General features: G+C 70.3%; 15 protein-coding genes. All 15 read right to left on the bottom strand.

The genetic code is table 11. From position 1 onward, the window contains the following. Positions 1-38: 38 nt before the first annotated feature. The 15 genes from FEK34_RS29240 to FEK34_RS29170 all read right to left on the bottom strand — a co-directional run bounded on the left by FEK34_RS29240 (position 39) and on the right by FEK34_RS29170 (position 15,063). Complete coding sequence (locus FEK34_RS29240; RefSeq protein WP_249359720.1) at positions 39-1,175, bottom strand: C40 family peptidase; 1,137 nt, start codon at positions 1,173-1,175, stop codon at positions 39-41. 129 nt (positions 1,176-1,304) lie between these two features. Further along, on the bottom strand, positions 1,305-1,997 hold the full coding sequence (locus FEK34_RS29235; protein WP_138453176.1) for a hypothetical protein: 693 nt from the start codon (positions 1,995-1,997) through the stop codon (positions 1,305-1,307). After that, entirely contained in the window at positions 1,994-3,754 is a 1,761-nt protein-coding gene (locus FEK34_RS29230; protein WP_138453174.1) for a hypothetical protein, read from the bottom strand. The genes FEK34_RS29235 and FEK34_RS29230 overlap by 4 nt, the downstream gene beginning before the upstream one ends. Continuing rightward, positions 3,751-5,223, bottom strand: a complete 1,473-nt coding sequence (locus FEK34_RS29225) for an SCO6880 family protein (protein WP_138453173.1) — start codon at positions 5,221-5,223, stop codon at positions 3,751-3,753. The genes FEK34_RS29230 and FEK34_RS29225 overlap by 4 nt, the downstream gene beginning before the upstream one ends. Further along, positions 5,220-6,698, bottom strand: coding sequence for a hypothetical protein (locus tag FEK34_RS29220; protein WP_138453171.1), 1,479 nt, complete (start codon positions 6,696-6,698; stop codon positions 5,220-5,222). Before FEK34_RS29220 ends, FEK34_RS29225 begins: the two co-directional genes overlap by 4 nt. Then, positions 6,695-7,489 (bottom strand): hypothetical protein, encoded by a 795-nt coding sequence (locus FEK34_RS29215; RefSeq protein WP_138453169.1) that lies wholly within the window; start codon positions 7,487-7,489, stop codon positions 6,695-6,697. The genes FEK34_RS29220 and FEK34_RS29215 overlap by 4 nt, the downstream gene beginning before the upstream one ends. Before the next feature lie 35 nt (positions 7,490-7,524). Continuing rightward, entirely contained in the window at positions 7,525-8,166 is a 642-nt protein-coding gene (locus FEK34_RS29210) for a hypothetical protein (RefSeq protein WP_138453167.1), read from the bottom strand. 23 nt (positions 8,167-8,189) lie between these two features. Continuing rightward, positions 8,190-8,411: a hypothetical protein gene (locus tag FEK34_RS29205; protein WP_138453165.1), complete on the bottom strand. Its 222-nt coding sequence runs from the start codon at positions 8,409-8,411 to the stop codon at positions 8,190-8,192. Next, entirely contained in the window at positions 8,408-8,707 is a 300-nt protein-coding gene (locus FEK34_RS29200; RefSeq protein ID WP_138453163.1) for a hypothetical protein, read from the bottom strand. The genes FEK34_RS29205 and FEK34_RS29200 overlap by 4 nt, the downstream gene beginning before the upstream one ends. Then, complete coding sequence (locus FEK34_RS29195; RefSeq protein ID WP_138453162.1) at positions 8,704-9,360, bottom strand: hypothetical protein; 657 nt, start codon at positions 9,358-9,360, stop codon at positions 8,704-8,706. The genes FEK34_RS29200 and FEK34_RS29195 overlap by 4 nt, the downstream gene beginning before the upstream one ends. Positions 9,361-9,363: 3 nt before the next feature. Continuing rightward, complete coding sequence (locus FEK34_RS29190; RefSeq protein ID WP_138453160.1) at positions 9,364-10,077, bottom strand: hypothetical protein; 714 nt, start codon at positions 10,075-10,077, stop codon at positions 9,364-9,366. Positions 10,078-10,209: 132 nt separating this feature from the next. Then, the gene (locus tag FEK34_RS29185) at positions 10,210-11,577 is read right to left on the bottom strand and encodes a cutinase family protein (protein ID WP_171048470.1); all 1,368 of its coding nucleotides are present in this window, start codon (positions 11,575-11,577) and stop codon (positions 10,210-10,212) included. A gap of 254 nt (positions 11,578-11,831) precedes the next feature. Then, positions 11,832-12,977, bottom strand: a complete 1,146-nt coding sequence (locus FEK34_RS29180; RefSeq protein WP_138453156.1) for a lipase family protein — start codon at positions 12,975-12,977, stop codon at positions 11,832-11,834. After that, positions 12,974-14,215 carry a cutinase family protein gene (locus FEK34_RS29175; RefSeq protein WP_249359718.1) on the bottom strand — a complete coding sequence of 414 codons (1,242 nt, stop codon included), beginning with the start codon at positions 14,213-14,215 and terminating at the stop codon, positions 12,974-12,976. Before FEK34_RS29175 ends, FEK34_RS29180 begins: the two co-directional genes overlap by 4 nt. Beyond that, a complete protein-coding gene (locus FEK34_RS29170; protein ID WP_138453154.1) occupies positions 14,212-15,063 on the bottom strand; it encodes a hypothetical protein in 852 nt (283 codons plus the stop codon). The genes FEK34_RS29175 and FEK34_RS29170 overlap by 4 nt, the downstream gene beginning before the upstream one ends. Between the last annotated feature and the right edge of the window lie 125 nt (positions 15,064-15,188).

Below are 15,188 nucleotides of genomic sequence, written 5' to 3'. Positions count from 1 at the left end.
CAGGTCCTCCAGCAACAGCGCGTTCGGCGGCGCAGGGGTCAGGTGCGTGGGTCGCCGCCGCCGTCGGGGGTGGGTTTGGGGTAGCGGCGCACGTCCATGCGTTCGCCGTCGAAATCCGACAGCAGGCCGATCGTGACGGTTTGGCCGCTGGTCGGGGCGTGCAGCAGCAGGTCGCGTCCCTGCTCGTCGCGCCCGACGTAGATCCCGACATGATGGGAATCCGCTGCACCCGCGCTGGTGAAGAAGATCAGATCGCCCGGCGAGCGCGCCGCAAACGGCACCACTTCGGCGGTGGGGTGATCTTGCTGGGCCTGGGTGTAGTGCGGCAGCCGGATCCGCCCCTGTGACGCGTGGTAGATCGCATGCAACGTCAGCCCCGAGCAGTCGAAACCACCACCGGTCGGGCCATGCACATCGCCACCGCCCCACACATACGGTGTCCCGATCCACCGCGACGCGGCCTCGATCACCGCCGTCCCGAACGAGCTCGCCGGCGGCAACGGCCCCGATGGCGAGCTGCCGGCCCCGCACCCTGCCGCGGGGGCGCCAGGTGGTGTGCGGGGCATCGAGGCCGGGTCGAGTTCGGCGAACATGGCATACAACTGGCGAGCCAGTTCGATGTGGCGGCCGTAGGCATTGGGTGCTGAGCGTTCGATCTCCTGGGCCAGCTCGGCCGGGGTCAACGCCCCCGCCTCCGCGCCGAGGGCTTCGGCTTTGTCGTAGAACCAGTTGATTTGGTAGTTCGGGTCCATAAGGGCGGCGATGCCGGGCTGGCCGTGGAGGCTGAACCGCAGCTGATGCGGGCCGACCGAGTCGTGGTCGGTGCCGATCCCGTCGTTGGGATAGTTCAGTGATTCCGGCACGTTCGGGTTGGCGAGGTTGCGTAGCGAGGATTCGGTGATCTGGGCGGCCAGCTCGGCGATGATCACCGCCTCCGGCATCCCGCGCTGCAACCCGATCGCCACGCCTTGACGCGCCAGCTGCAACTGGCGTTCGGTTAGCCCGGCCACCGTCTGCCCGGTCGGGCCCGCAACCCCCGGCGCATGCCCCGTGACCGGATCGGCACACGACACCGGTTGCCGGGCGCCACCCACGACCAGCAGCAGCAACGTCACCAACAACACCACCGGCAGCAGCAACGCCGTCGCGGCAACGGTTTTCGGTGACGAAGTCATGGCATGGTTCCGGGTCGCCTTGGGTTCGGGGGCGGTGCTCGGATGTGTCGAACACGTTGGGGTGCTGGGGCTCACGGTGCGGTCGCTGAAGACCGTTGGACGGTGCGCGCACGGTGGTGGTTGACGTGGTCATGGCCCGCACTCCATGTGCGATTGCGACGACGCCGACGGTGCGGTCGGGTCGGTCTCGGGTTCAGGCACCCATGTCGGTGTCTCGTCAGCTATGGCGTGCTCTACCGCGGACTCGATGTCGGCTGACGGCATGGCCGCATGGCCAGGGCTCTGGTCACGACTACTGGTCGGCGCCAGCGACCCGCCGACGCCCTGACCGAAGATGCACGGGGCGTGGTCGGAGGCGTCGCGGGTCATCGTGGCGGGCGTGAGCCAGGTGCGGTGTCCGGTCAGCCCCCCCGCCTGGTACAGACTGCGCACCTCCGGCTCCGGTAACGCGCTCTTGCGCCCGTGTTGCGCATCGTGTTCGAGGTTGTTCAGCAGCCGAGCCATGGTGGCCGGCGCGTGACGCCACCCCAGCACCGCGTTCTCCAGGCCCTCCCACACGGCGGCGAGATTGTCGTCTCGGGTGCGCCAGCGCTCGGCGAGCCGACCGGCGTCGGCCAGCATCACCGCCATCTGGTCGTCGTCGGCGCGGTACGCGGCTCCGCGTAGCTGGTGGGCGCGCGCGTAATCGGCGCGCAACTGCTGCTCGTCCCAGGAGGCGCCGGTGTTGATGTAGTAGAACGGATCCGTCGCGTCGCTGGCACCTGCACGGAAAGACGCTCCTGGACCTTGGTGCGGGTGGCGGGGTTGCTTGGGTTCGGTCATGGTGTTCCTCCGGCTGGCGTGGCCGGCTGAGAGGTCGACGGTGGTTGGGTGCGGGGCAGGTTGGTGAAGCGGCGGTTGGTGTTGTGGATGTCGCTGCGTAGTTCGGTGGGGGTGAAGGTCATGCGGAAGGGGATGCCGGGTTCGTGGGCTTCGCCGGTTTTGAGCAGGAAGCAGCCGGTGCCGGGTGGGGTTTCGCGCCTGCCGGGGTCGAGGTCGTCGTCGCTGGGTGGGCGGGGTGCGGCCCAGGATGTGACGAGTAGTTTTTCGGTTTCGGTGACGCCGGCGGCGGCGCGGATGCGTTCGATCTCCTCCGGCCCGACGGGGCCGATGAGTTTGGCGCGAGCGCGTTCGAAGAACCCCAACGCTTTTGCTTGGGCGGCAGGTGAGTCGAACGCGGAGAGGTCTTTGATCGTGTGGCTGCACATGATCAACCCAGCGCCCAGCCCGCGGTTGAGGCGGGTCAGGGCGTCGACGCGGTCGACCATGAAATCGCCGGCGCCGAGCACCCGCCAGATCTCATCCATCACGACCTCGAAGGTCCGCTTCGGCGCCAGCCCGGCGTCGGCGAGGGCGTGGGCGGCGGCGACCGCGCCGAACCCGTTCGACCAACACACCATCAGCACCGCGGCCAGGAGTTTGGTGTCGCCATCGGGGATCCTCGAGACATCCACGCACACGGCGGGGCTGTCGATATCGATGCCTGTGCTGGTGTGCCCGTCGAAAATCGCACCGAACGGACCCTCCACCAGGGCCCGCAACGAGCGACGCAGGGCTTTGGTCGCAGCCCGGTAGGACGGTTCGTCGTCTTCTTCGGCGAACTCCCGCAACCGGTCACCGCCGCCGGAAATGACCGCCAGCAGATCCGACAGCAATGGCGGGCTGGTGTGGTCGAATCCGCCGGTCGGCGAATACAATTCGCGCAGCCCGGCGGCGATCAGGACTTCTTCGTAGTCGGCGACGCGGGCACCGCGGACCAGTTCGACGAGCCCGGCGACGATATTGACCTGTCCGGCTTCGACCCGGGCGGTCACCTGCCGGCGTTGGTCGGGATCGGTGAGCCGATCCACCGCCGTTCCGAGGGCCCCGAGGTCGAGGGGATTGAGGGTGCCATGCCCGTAGCCGACGTCGACGACCTGGCCACCGAGCGCGGTGACGAGGTCGCGGTAGTCGGGTTTGGTATCACCCATGCACAGCACGGTTTCCCCGGCCGCGACCGCCCCGGTCACCATCCGCCGAATCAACGACGACTTCCCGAAACCATTGAGCGCCAACACAAAAGCGATCGGCGCGGTAATGAACCCTTTCAAGAACCAGGACATCGGGTCGAAATGCACCGGGGCGCCGGTGATGTAGTGAGTGCCCAGCGGTGTGCCAACGACGGGGGCGCTGGCGCCGACAGCGAACGGCCACAAGCCGGCGACTTGGACGGTGGTGGCGCGCCATTCCGGGGTCGCGGCCACGACAGCGGCGCGGCCGCCGCCGACACCGCGGTAGCCGCGGTCGGTCAGGGCCGGCGATCGGTCGAAGTCACCGACACCCACACCATCACCCGCGCCTACGCGGCGGGCGGCAGTGGCACGTCGATGATCATCGCTCGATATCGCCACCCTGGCCCGCCACCCCCGCCACCCCGAGCCCTGCGCCTGCACCTCGAGGGCTGCGCGGGCGTCGGCGGTGAGCACTCGCACACCGGCGACCTGCTCGGTGCGCACCGACCGGCGACGGCGTGGCTTTCTCGTGGTGGGTGGTGTGGTCATGCGGAGACTCGTTTCGAGATGGAGGTGTGGTCGGGCAGGATGAGTCCGATGCCGAGGGAGGCGGCGAAGGCGGCGGCTTGGGTGCCGTAGCAGCGGCGCACCCCGAGCCGGGAGGCGGCGCTCATGCCCTGCACGGAGGCTTCGATGCCGGGGATGTCGGCATCGAGGTGGTCGGTGACGGTCACCAGCAGCCCGAACCGGGTCAGACCGGCGCCGCGGGCTTGCTCGATGCGGGTGGCTTCGGTGTTGCCGACCCGGATCCGCGCCCCCGCCGTCGCCACACCCCGCTGGGTTTGCTCCGCGGCCAGGGCGTCTTTGTAGTCAGAGTCGACCAGGCTGGTGGCCTCGGCCGCCGAATGCAGCCGGTACACGATCGCCACCCGCTTGCGCGGCACATCCGCACGCGGCCGCAACAACTCCTCCAGCACCGTCTCCGGCACCGCGCCTTGCGGGGCGAGGTTCATCTCCCAGGTGATCGAGCGGCCGCCGTCGTGCAGGTAGTGGTCCCAGCGGTCACGGTGCGCCAACGGGCCGACACTGTCCCAGGACTGGGTCGCCAGCAGATCGGGGCCGGCGGCTTCGATGTCGCGTTGGGCGGCCAGGTCGTAGCGAGACCGCACCAACCCCATCACCTCCCACGCCTGCAAGGGGGTGGCGGGAAGGCCGGCGCGGGCGAGTTGGGACAGCACGCCTTGCAGGCGGCGCCCGATTTCGCGGGCCTGCTCGGCGGTGTCGCGGCGCAACCGGGTTTTGCCGATGGCGCGGTAGGTGATCGCGATCCGCGCCTCGATCCGCACCGCCACCCCACCGACATCCGCACCCGCCTCGGCCATCACCTGTTTCGCGAACCCGGGGGCGTCTGGGCGCACCAGGCGTGTGACCTCGCGGGTTTGTTTGAGGCGGGTCTCGACTACGTTGTCCAGGACCGCGGTGACTGCGACGACTTCCCCGCCGCGGCTCTGGGTGGCCAGGAACCTGCCGTATTCGTCGACCCAGGAATCTATTTGGGCTTGGTCGACGAGTTCCTTGCCGCGCGGGATGACCCGCATCACCACCGTGTAGTGATCGGTGCGCGGGAGGTGGATCAGCGCGAACCGCCGCCCACCCGGAGTCTCGTACTCCGACAACCGCGAATCCGCCAACAACCCCGGCAGTTTCGCCACCCCCGGGATCCGGGAGAACCGACCCTGCTGCAACACATGCTCACCCCGCACCCGCGCCACCGCGAACTGCACACGCAACAACGCCAGCTCCCACCCGGTGCGCCCATCCACGGTGACTGCCAGCGGGATGAACACCAGCGCCGACACCAGCAGCAGAGCACCACTGAGGTGGACGGATCGGGTGACCATGAACGACACCATCACCGCGATCACCAGGCCTAGCCCCAGCATCGATACGCCCCAGGTGAGGCCGAAGAACCCTGCACTGCGGGGTTTTTCCCACCGCCCATACATTCGCGAGGTCATCGCCGCACCTCCCCCGGGCCCAACGCATCCGGGCCACCGGCACCGCCGGAGTCGACCGCCGATTCCAGCGCCTCCGCCCCCTGCTGCACCTTCGTCTTCACCGCCTCACCCGCAGCCACCGCCGCCCCAACCGGACCGGCCGCACCCGCACCCCCGGCCTTACCTGCCGCCTCGGCCCCGCCAGAACCGGCACCCGCCTTCGCTGCCGACGACTTCGCAGCACCCCCGCCAGCACCGCCGGCTTCGCTACCGGCAGATCCGCCGGTCGGCCCGGCGCTGATGACCGCACCCGAGCCACCGCCCTCGGAACCACCGCCGGGCATCGCGCGCCCGCCCCCACCCCCGGACGGAGACCCTGACGGTTTGGCTCCCCCTCCCCCACCGGCACCCCCACCCCCGCCTCCGCCGGCGGCGTTGTCGCCCTCGCTGAGTTTGCGGCCACCACCGGAGCCGCCCTTCGAGCCGCCGGCGGCACCCATCGCGACACCGGCCAACCCACCCGCCAGCACCGAGGCCGCGCCCCCGCCGCCGCCCAGCGTCGACACCGCCGGCGCCACCAGCCGGATCAGTGCCGGGAGCACGACCACGCTCATCACCAGCAAGATCAGCCCGAGCAGCATCATGTGCGGGTCACGGGAGGCGTCGTTACCGATGACGGTGAACGCGATCGCATACACCAACGCGCCGACCGGCTTCCACAACACGAACGCCAACGTCCACGCCAGCAACTTCTTGTACGACTGCGAACCCGGCCCCGTCCCCGACGCCGCCGCAGCCAGCGGAATCACCGCCACCACCAGCACCAGCAACGCCTGCCGCACCACCAACATCACCAGCTGCACCAGCGTGCTGATGAGACCGAGCAACCCGAGCAGCAGCAACACGCCAGGCCCCAACGCCACGCGCATGTCTTCGTCGAAGGCAAGTACGCGTTCGACCATCCCCGCGCGATCAGAGCCTGCGGCGTCATCGAGGACCCAGTTCGCGAAGGCATCCCCTGCTTGGGTGCCGGCGGTGACAACCGCGGCGAATGTCATGGCTCCGAACACCGCGCGGGCGAGCATCAGGAAACTCTCTTGCGCCTCACCGGCCACCCCACCCTGCTTTGCCAGCGCCAGCCGGGCGGCCGCGAACATCAGCCCGCAGGTCAACATGATGACCTGCAATCCGCTCGTGTAGTCGCGGACCGCGCTCAACGCCGAACCGGGCGCGCCCCCGGCGCCAGTCAGCTCCGGCGACGGAAGCTCCGTCCACCACGACATCGCGAGCCTCAGTCCATTGCTGAAGCCGTTGACCAGGCTGTCGACGAGCTGATCGATTGCCGGCCCCGCCGCGTCCCCGGCGCTGTCGGCCAGGGTTTCGCAGGCTTCCTTCGGGCCACCAGGCACATCACACAAGCTGGGCAACGAAGGCAGCGGCACCTGCCTGCGCCCCGGTAGGGCGAAGACGTTCCCGGCTGTGGTGACGGTGCTCATGAGACCGTCTTCCACGTGCCGAACCCGGTCAGTGCGGGCGTGGATGTGCCGCGTTGCCAGAGGGCTTCGATGTTGTCGGGGACTCGGACGCGCCAGTCACCGTCGACCCAGACCATCGGCCACACCGACACGCCGTAGCCGGCGTCGGAGCGAACAGCGAACTCGACCACGGCAAGGTCTTGTTGGTAGCCGGGTTGGATCCGCACGCCGTCGGGCACGACGACGTAGCGGGCGGCATCCGGGGTGCGGGCGCGCGCAAGCGCGAAACGTGCCACCAGTGCGTCGCCGCCGCCGTAGAAGCGGGCACGGACCGCCGTCTGCCAGATGCCCTCGGGTGCAGCGAGCGCCCGGGCGAGCGCGTCGTGTGCGGCCAGCGCCGCGCCTTGCGGGGTCCGCGCGAAGCCCGAGGCGAGGCCGTCGCGGATGTGGGTGGGCCCGTCGCTTGCCGAGACCGGCAATGCCGCGCCGCCCCAGCCACGCTGCCAGTGCAACCGCGCCGGCGCCGTCCGCAGATAGTCCGGGCTCGCGGGGTCAGGGCGCGCCGCGGGATCTTGCGGCAATGGCGTTCCGGCCTCGCTGGACGGGATGTCGAGACGGTTGCCGAACGCATCAATGGTCGGGGGCCGCTGCGGTTCGCTCGACGGTTCGCTCGGCGCCGTCGGGACGGGCGAACCGTGCTGGGAACCGTCGCGCGCAGGGGCCGGGGCGGCGCCGCGATCGTGGCTTGTGATCGTCACGACGAATACCGCAGCCACGACGACGGCGATGCCGGTGAGCAGAATGATCAGCAAGCGATGCGATTTCATCGGATTCTCGGTGTCCTTGTTCAGCGGGGCGGCGTGAAGGCGATCAAGTCGGCGGGCGGGGCCGCGATTTCGGAAACGGGGTTGGCGGTGGGTGTGACGGGGAGCTGGAGGCGCCAGTCGCCGGCTTGCCAGGTGAGCTGGGTGTGGTTGCGGGTGAGCGAGTTGTCCGGGTGCAGGCTGTAGATGTCGATGGCCGCGGTGTCGTGGCTGTAGTGGGCGAGGGTGTAGCCGAGGATCTTCGGGGGGCCGTCGGTGATCGGGGTGGTGATCGAGATCTGGGCGCGGGCCAGGGCCCAGGCGTCGCGGCCGGGTCCGGGGGCGAGCATCTGGTGTCCGATCACCGCCCAGTCACTGTCGGGTGCGATCGAGATCCGGACCGTGGCGTGGATCGCGGCCAGTGCCGCACCTGCCGGCGAGTGCTCGAATCCGCCCACAACCGGTCCGTCCGTGCGGGTAGGTCCCTGATCGGCGTATGGCAGTTCGATGCCCTGATAGCTGGCCCACCGCAGGCCCGTGGGTGCGACCGCCACCGCGCTCGCCGTCGTGTCCGTCGCGGTGTCTCCCGGTTCGGGCGCGCCACAGCCGATGCATGCCACGGGAATGACGCCGACCGCCACGATGGCGGTCAGCGCGGGGATGCGTTGTCGCAAAGCGGGTTTCATGAGGTTGCCTCTGGAGGGTGTGGTTAGGTGGGTAGGACGGCGGCGGCGATGCCGCTGGCGGATCCGAGGAGCGTGGCGGCCGAGAGTGAGCCGATGAGGCCTTCGGCGCTTTCCTCGCGGTAGGTGCGGAATGCGAGGAGTGCGGCGACGAAGATGGCGCGGCCGACGCACAGCAGCAGCACGAACCAGGCCAGGTAGCTGAGCAGTTGAGCCAGCGGGGCGATCACCTGCGGCGGCAGCGTCATGCCCCGCCCCCGGTGACGACGGCGCTCATGATCAGTCCAGCGCTGGTGGCGATGATGCCGCCGACAAGCGCGGCCAAGATGATCTTCGGCGACTCGACCGCGCCGCCGTGGAATCGTTCCCACCCGAATTTCCCGCCCGCATAGATCAGGGCGGCGACTCCGGCGAGCATGACCAGCCAGGACAGATAGTTGACCAGGTTGATCAATTTCTCCGACCCCGGTGGCGGTTTCGGATTGACCGGAATGGATTGGGCGAGGATCATCACCGCCTCACCGGCCGCATACATCGTGCTCATGAGGTGGTCTCCGAATCGGGCAGTGCCGCAACGTGTTTGCGTGTTGCGGCGAGGTGGTTGAGGATGCGGGTGCCGGTGTGGTGGACGTCGGCGGGGACGGCCTCACGCAGGCGGGTCCGTCGGGGTGGGGGCGGGTCGGTCGGCTGGTACTCGGCGAGTTCGTCGAGTTCGCATTCGAGGAGTTCGTCGTGCCAGCCGATGTCGTAGACGCGCTCGACCAGGTCGGCGACGACCCCGCGGTAGCGGCGCACCACGCTCGGGATCCGGCCGGGGCGGGTGGGGGTCAGCACCAGCCCGATCACCGTCACCCCATCCGGGGCCAGGCCCGCGTGCCATTCGCGCAGCCGGTCCGCAGCGGCGGTCAGCCCGGGCATGCACAGCCGTGCTGCCACCAGCACGTATCTGGTCGTGGCCGGGGAGGCCGGCCACGCAAGGCCGGTGTCAGCGGCCGGTGCCCACCACCGCGCCAGCGTCGAGGCACCGGCTCCGCCGTGGGCACCCATCACCGTGAACAGCGGCGGGAAGCGGCCGGTGATCGGTAGCGGCGCGTCCCGCACCGGCGCCCGACGAGCCGGGGCAGCGATCGTCGCCGGATCCAGCCGCGCACCCACCGCGGGATTGCGGCGGGTCAGCCGAAGGACGGGGGCGGACATTGTTCAGCTCCGCCTCTGGATGTTGGTGATCACGGTGTCGGGTTGGCTGGGGCGGACGTTGACCAGTTGCAGGTAGTCGATGCGAGACCCGTCGGGCCGGACTTCGGCCAGGTGCACCTCGGCGGCGGTGTCGGCGATCGGGGTGATCGCAACGCAATGGGTGGTGCCGGGCGGGATCGACGCGATCCCCGCCGCCAGTGCCTCGGCTACGATTCCGGACTCCGGACCGAGGAATCGCATCGCTGCATCCGCGCTGCGCTGCACGTAGTAGGCGTGTTGGAAGCCGGCGACCACTCCGGCCAGGCTGTGGTTGTCGCCCGCCTTGTCGGTGACCGTTGTCCCCGTCAGGCCCTCACACGCCGCCGGGCTACTCGTTGAGGTCGGTGGCGCAGCGGTGATCGCCGGGGCAGCGACAGCCACCTCGTCCTGGCCGGCGAGTGAGGCGACGCCGAGGCCGATGAGCACTCCGGACACGCCGAGGGCAGCGGCCAGCCCCGCCCATACCCGGCCGGGCATACGCGTTTCCCGTGCGCGGGCCGTGCGGTGGTCGGGCGTGCTGTCGAGCCATGCCCATTCCGCACCGCCGTCCCCGGCGGTGTCATGCGGTGCGGTGTGGGCACGCCGCGATTTCGGGACCGGTTGCGGTGCAGTGGGTTCAGTGTGGTCGAGCCATTGCCAGCCGGGCCCGGTGTGGTTGTGGTCGTCGGGGTTGGTCATTGTGTGTTCACCTCCCTGCTCAAGGTCGCGGTGATGGGGGTGGGGCCCTTCGAGGGGCGAGTGCCGGGGAGAATCAGCAGACAGGTCTCGGGTACGTCTGCGGACTTGTTGTTCTCGCCCCTGCGAAGGGGTCTAGGGACCGCCGGTCGCCGGCCGCGACGACGTCACCGACGGCGACGGTGGCGCGGTCTCACGGGTTGTCGGCGGCGGGATCGTGGTCGGGATGGTCGGGGCCGTCGTTGCTGTGGCGTGTGGTGGGTTGGTGGTGGCGAGGTCGCGGGCGGCGGCGGTGAGCCAGTCGGCGACGGTGGCCAGGGCGGAACGGCCGTCAGTGGTGGGGATGGTTTGGTAGGCGCCGTGGCGGCCGCTGGTGTCGCTGTAGTGCGCGGCCGCCGAGACCTGATACAGCTCGCCCGGATCCGTGATCAGGCCCGTCACTGCGTCGAAGGCATCGTTGATCCATCGCACCGCGGTCTGCGGCGGCACCAGCTCGACCACCGCGCCGGCAAGCTTCGCTCCGAGGGACGCGACCGCACCCCAGGGGTTGGTCAGTCCGACGGTGGCCAGTTCAGCGATGGTCGCGGGGGTGAAGACCTTCTGCGCCACCGTGATCACCGCGTTCAACCCGATCGTGCCGACCTTGAACAACGCCGCGAGCGCTTCGCGTGGGCCCGGCGGGACCGAGCTGGGGTCGGAGGCTTCGGCGAGGCGTTGGGCCAGGGGCTTGGTGGGGTTGTAGGACAGTTGGTCGAGGCTGGTGCCGGTGAGGTCGGCGTTCACGACCTCGACGGCCGTGGTGTAAATTGTGGCCGAAAGTGCGTGGGCGACAGTGGAGATCGCAGCGACCGGGTCACGCATAGCACTGCGGGCGGTGACGTTGGCGACCGCTCTCGCCAGGCCGCTGCCCGCTGGTGTGTCACAGGTGGCGTCCCCGGGCACACACAGATCCGCGACCCGCCCCGCCAACGCCCCATACCCCGACGCTCCCCGGATCCCGGCGGCAGTACCGATGCCCGCGCCGGACAGCCCTGGGTTGCTCAGTGTGATGGCTGCGGTGTTCGCGCCGGCGGTTCCCGCAGGCGGCGCCGGAGTGCTGGCATCGGGCCGGCCCGGCAACGCCGGTGTGTGTGCGGGACGGTTCGGGTTGGCCAGCAAAGCGACTGCGGCAATCCTTTCGGCGGGCACACGCGATCGGCCGGTCCCGACATGTTCGGCGAATCGCGCCACCGCCGCGGCGCCCTGGGTGTAGCCGACCACCGCGACCTGCGTGTGCGGGCAGCGCTCCACGACCTCCGCTGCGGTGGCATCCAGGTCTGCGGCCGCCGCCGTCACGGCGTCGTCGAAGGCCAACGGCGCACCGTCAGGCGTGTGGCCGAACCGCAGATACACGCGCTGCACCAGATCACCGGCCGCCGCGGTCACAGGAGCGAAGACCTGCCCCAGTGCGCCGGTATCGACGTTGCTCGGGGTGTCGATGGAGGTTTCCTCGCCACCCTGCACGCCAATTGCAAACAGGACAGGGCACGAATCACTCGGCGGCACAGTCGTGTCCGCATCCGCTGTGCCGGTAGCGAGCGCGGTCGCCGCTGCGACCGTGGTGGTGAGGAGCACGGCGACAGTACGGCGGCGTGAGATCCGGGGTGGGTGTGGTTGAGGGTCCATGGCGAATATCGCGTTCTGGTCGAAGGTGGTGTTGGTGGTGGCCTGCCCCGGCCTCGTGGGCGAGAGGTGGCGCCGGGGCGGGGCAGGCCGATTCAGGTGGTTTTCGGTGGTGGTGGGATGCGGCGGTGCGGCAATAGCGCCGTCAGCCGCAGCAGGGCGTCCTCGCTGCCTTTGCTCGCGGTGCCGGCGTGGCCGGTGAGGAATTCGCGCCAGCTCACCTGCACACCGCGGTCGCGGTAGGTGTGATAGAGGTTGCGGCCCATCTCGATCGGGACGATGGCGTCATCGGCGCCGTGATACAGATGCACCCGCGCCTGCGGGATGTCGCGGCCGGTGGTTTCGTTGGCCAGCAGATACCGCCACATCGGGTCATTCCACAGATCCGACCGTTCGCACCACTGCCCCAATGGCTGGTTGCGGTAGGTGGTGAGTAGGGCGGCGGTGTCCATAGTGGCGGCGGTCTCGGCCATGGCATACCCGTCCTCGGTGAGGATGTGCGCGACCGGCAGATGCCGGTAGGCGCGGGCCAGCCCGATCACCGCCGCGACCGCCAACCCCGCCCACACACCCCCATCGGCCGCGGCAATCAGCGCGCCCGGGTCCGCGGCGACCGCGCCGGCCACCACCCCACGCAGATCGATATCCGGGGCATAGCGTGGCTGCTGTTCGGCCGCCCATACCGCGGCGCGGCCGCCGTCGCCGTATCCCCAGACCGCGACCGCCGGATCCGGGGCATCCAGCTCCGGCAACGCTCGCACCACACGCGCCAGGTCGAGCACCGCCCGCGCCGAGTCCCCACCGGCCAGGAAACGGTGCGGGCCGATCCCGGTCACCCCGAGCCCGTGCCCGTCGGGGACCGCGACGGTCCAACCCCGCTCCAGCAGGGCGGCGATGTGGTGGGCTTCGGCTTCGAACCCCGCCCCGGCCAGCAGCTGCGATGGCGCGCACCGACCACCAAGCCCGTGGAACAAGGGCGCGTAGATGACGAACGGGAGCGGGTCGGCGGGGTCGTCCACGTCGGGGGTGAGCACGATGCCGGAGGCGGCCACGGGTGCGCCGAACCCGGTGCGGGAGGCGTAGAGGATTTGCCAGGCCCGGGCGGCGTTCGGCAGCTGAGGGGTGTCGACGGGGCGGTGGCGCACGATCTGGCCCGGCGCCGTATCGAAAGTCATCACCGGGCTCGCGTAGAAGGTGTCGTCGGCGTTGGCAGTGGCGTGCAGGTCTGTGGTCATCGTCATCGGCTTCCTGCGATGTCGTGGGCGGCGGCGATCAGCCACGCGGTGCCCGAGGTCAGTTGCCCGGTGGCGGCGTAGCCGTTGTGGCGGGCGACGGTGTCGCCGTAGCGGGCCCAGACGGCGGGGTTGATCAGGTCGGCGTTGTCGGCGACCAGCTGCCCCCACGCCGCGCCAAGCTGCCCGGCCAGCTTCGGCACCAACACCAGCGGATTCGCCGCGACGGTGGCGGTGATCTCGGCCCAGCGGCCCGCCGCCGCACCCGCCTGCTCCGGCGACGGTGCCGGTGTCCGGGGGTCGGCGGCGTCGATCAACCGGGCCGCCAATCCCTGCTGCGGCAGGTAGTCGACGTTGCCGGCGCCGACCTGGAAGTCGTTGAGAACGACCGTGGTCCACGCCTGCCCCAGTGCTGTCGTGAACAGGCTGTGCATCGAGGCGAAAGCAGCGATCGGGTCCCGCAGATCGGCCTGGGCGGCGAGTTCGGCACCGACCCGCAACAGCGCCGCCCGGTCGGGTGCCGAGCAGGCGAGGTCGCCGTCGGTGCAGATATCGGCCACGCGACCGGTCAACGCGCCATAGCTGGCCTCACCACCAGCGATGCCACTACCGGCGGCCGGTGGATGCGGCAGCTGCACGCCCACCACCGCGCCCCCGCTCGTGCCGGGCGCCGGGTCCGGGACCGACTGCCCTAGGCGTCCGGGGAAGACCGGGGCACCGGGGGCGCGGTCCGGGTTGGAATACAAGGCGATCGCCGCGATCCGGTCCGCGCTCACCGGGCCCGCGCCAGCGCCGACATCGCGGGCGAACATCGATAGCGCTTGCGCGCCTTGGGAATAGCCGACGCCAGCGATCATCGTGGCCGGGCACGCTCTCGCGACATCCGTGGCGGCGGCGTCCAGGCGTTGGCGGGCATCGGTCACCGACGCCGCATACGGGTCCGCACTGCCGCCAGGCACCGCGCCACCGAAACCGGCGCCGTAGCTGATGTAGGCGCGCTGCACCAGATGTGGCACTGCGGCCACGACCGGGCCGAGCAACGCGCCGATGACGCCGGTGTCGGCCAGGGGGTCAGCGGCGGGTGAGGATTGACCGGTGCCCTGGATACCCAGCACGAACAGCGCCGGGCAGCTCGGCCCGATCGGCACCGCGCCCGCCTGCCCGACACCGGAGCTGACAGCGATCGAAGCGGCAGCGGCGGTCACCCCGACGGCGGCAGCGACACGTGAGCGGGTGTTGGTTGTCACGGCTGTCCCACCCCCACGCCGGCGCCGAAACCGGCGCCGACGGTTCCGGCGGCGACCGCAGCCACCGCCGCGACGGGTACCCCGATGACCGCAGCACCGGCGGCCGCGCCCGCAGCCGCACCGATCGCCGTCCCCGCCACCCCCGAGGTGACCGTGCCAACCACCGGGACGGGGACTACGGTGCCGAGCGCGGCGCCGGCGATGCCGCCGATCGTGCCGCCGATCGCGCCACCCACCGCAGCACCCACGGCCGCCACCGGTCCCCCGACACCGACCGCTCCGACGGCTCCGCCGATCCCGGCGCCGGCCAGCGTCGCTCCGCTCACCCGGTCCGAACGCCCCGCTGGGATACCGACCGAGTCCAGCGCGGTCGCGACTTGCGCTTCAGCGTTCGCCGCGACGTCGTTGATGCCGTCGGCCACGTGCGGTGGGAGCCATTCCGGGCGCGGGGCCTGCCACTGCCCGACCCGGATCGCGTCCTCCGGCGCCTCGATCGGAGCCACCGGCGGCACCGGCTCGGGCAGATGCAGTTCTTCAATCCGAACCGGCTCCACCGGAGCCTCCGGCGGCGGCGCCGGACGCGACGGAGCCTCGTTCCGGATCTCCGGAGGCTGCACGTAATACACCGGAGGCGGAGCGGGTTCCGGTGCCGGCTCCTGGGCCGGCGGCTCCGGAGGAGGTGGTGGTGGCGCCGGGGGCGGTGTCGTGCCGGGTTGGGCGGGGACGGTCACGCCGGGCTGATCGGCGATCACTGCCGCGGCATCGGCCAACGCCGCCGCATTGCCGGCGCCGGCCACGATCACCACCGGCACCGTGCCCATCAACAGCAGACGCGCACCGAACTCCACGCCCGAACCGCGCCACCGAACCGCACCGGCTCCCGGCCGAGCTCTGAGTTGACGCGTCGAGTTACTGTGAGATGCAAAGGATTTGGGCATGACAAATAGACCCTTCGTCACAAGGAAGAATGGAA

Source organism: Nocardia cyriacigeorgica, from assembly GCF_005863245.1.
GTDB lineage: Bacteria > Actinomycetota > Actinomycetes > Mycobacteriales > Mycobacteriaceae > Nocardia > Nocardia cyriacigeorgica_C.
The sequence above is the reverse complement of the archived record's forward strand: the minus strand, read 5'-3'. Positions and strand labels throughout refer to the sequence as shown.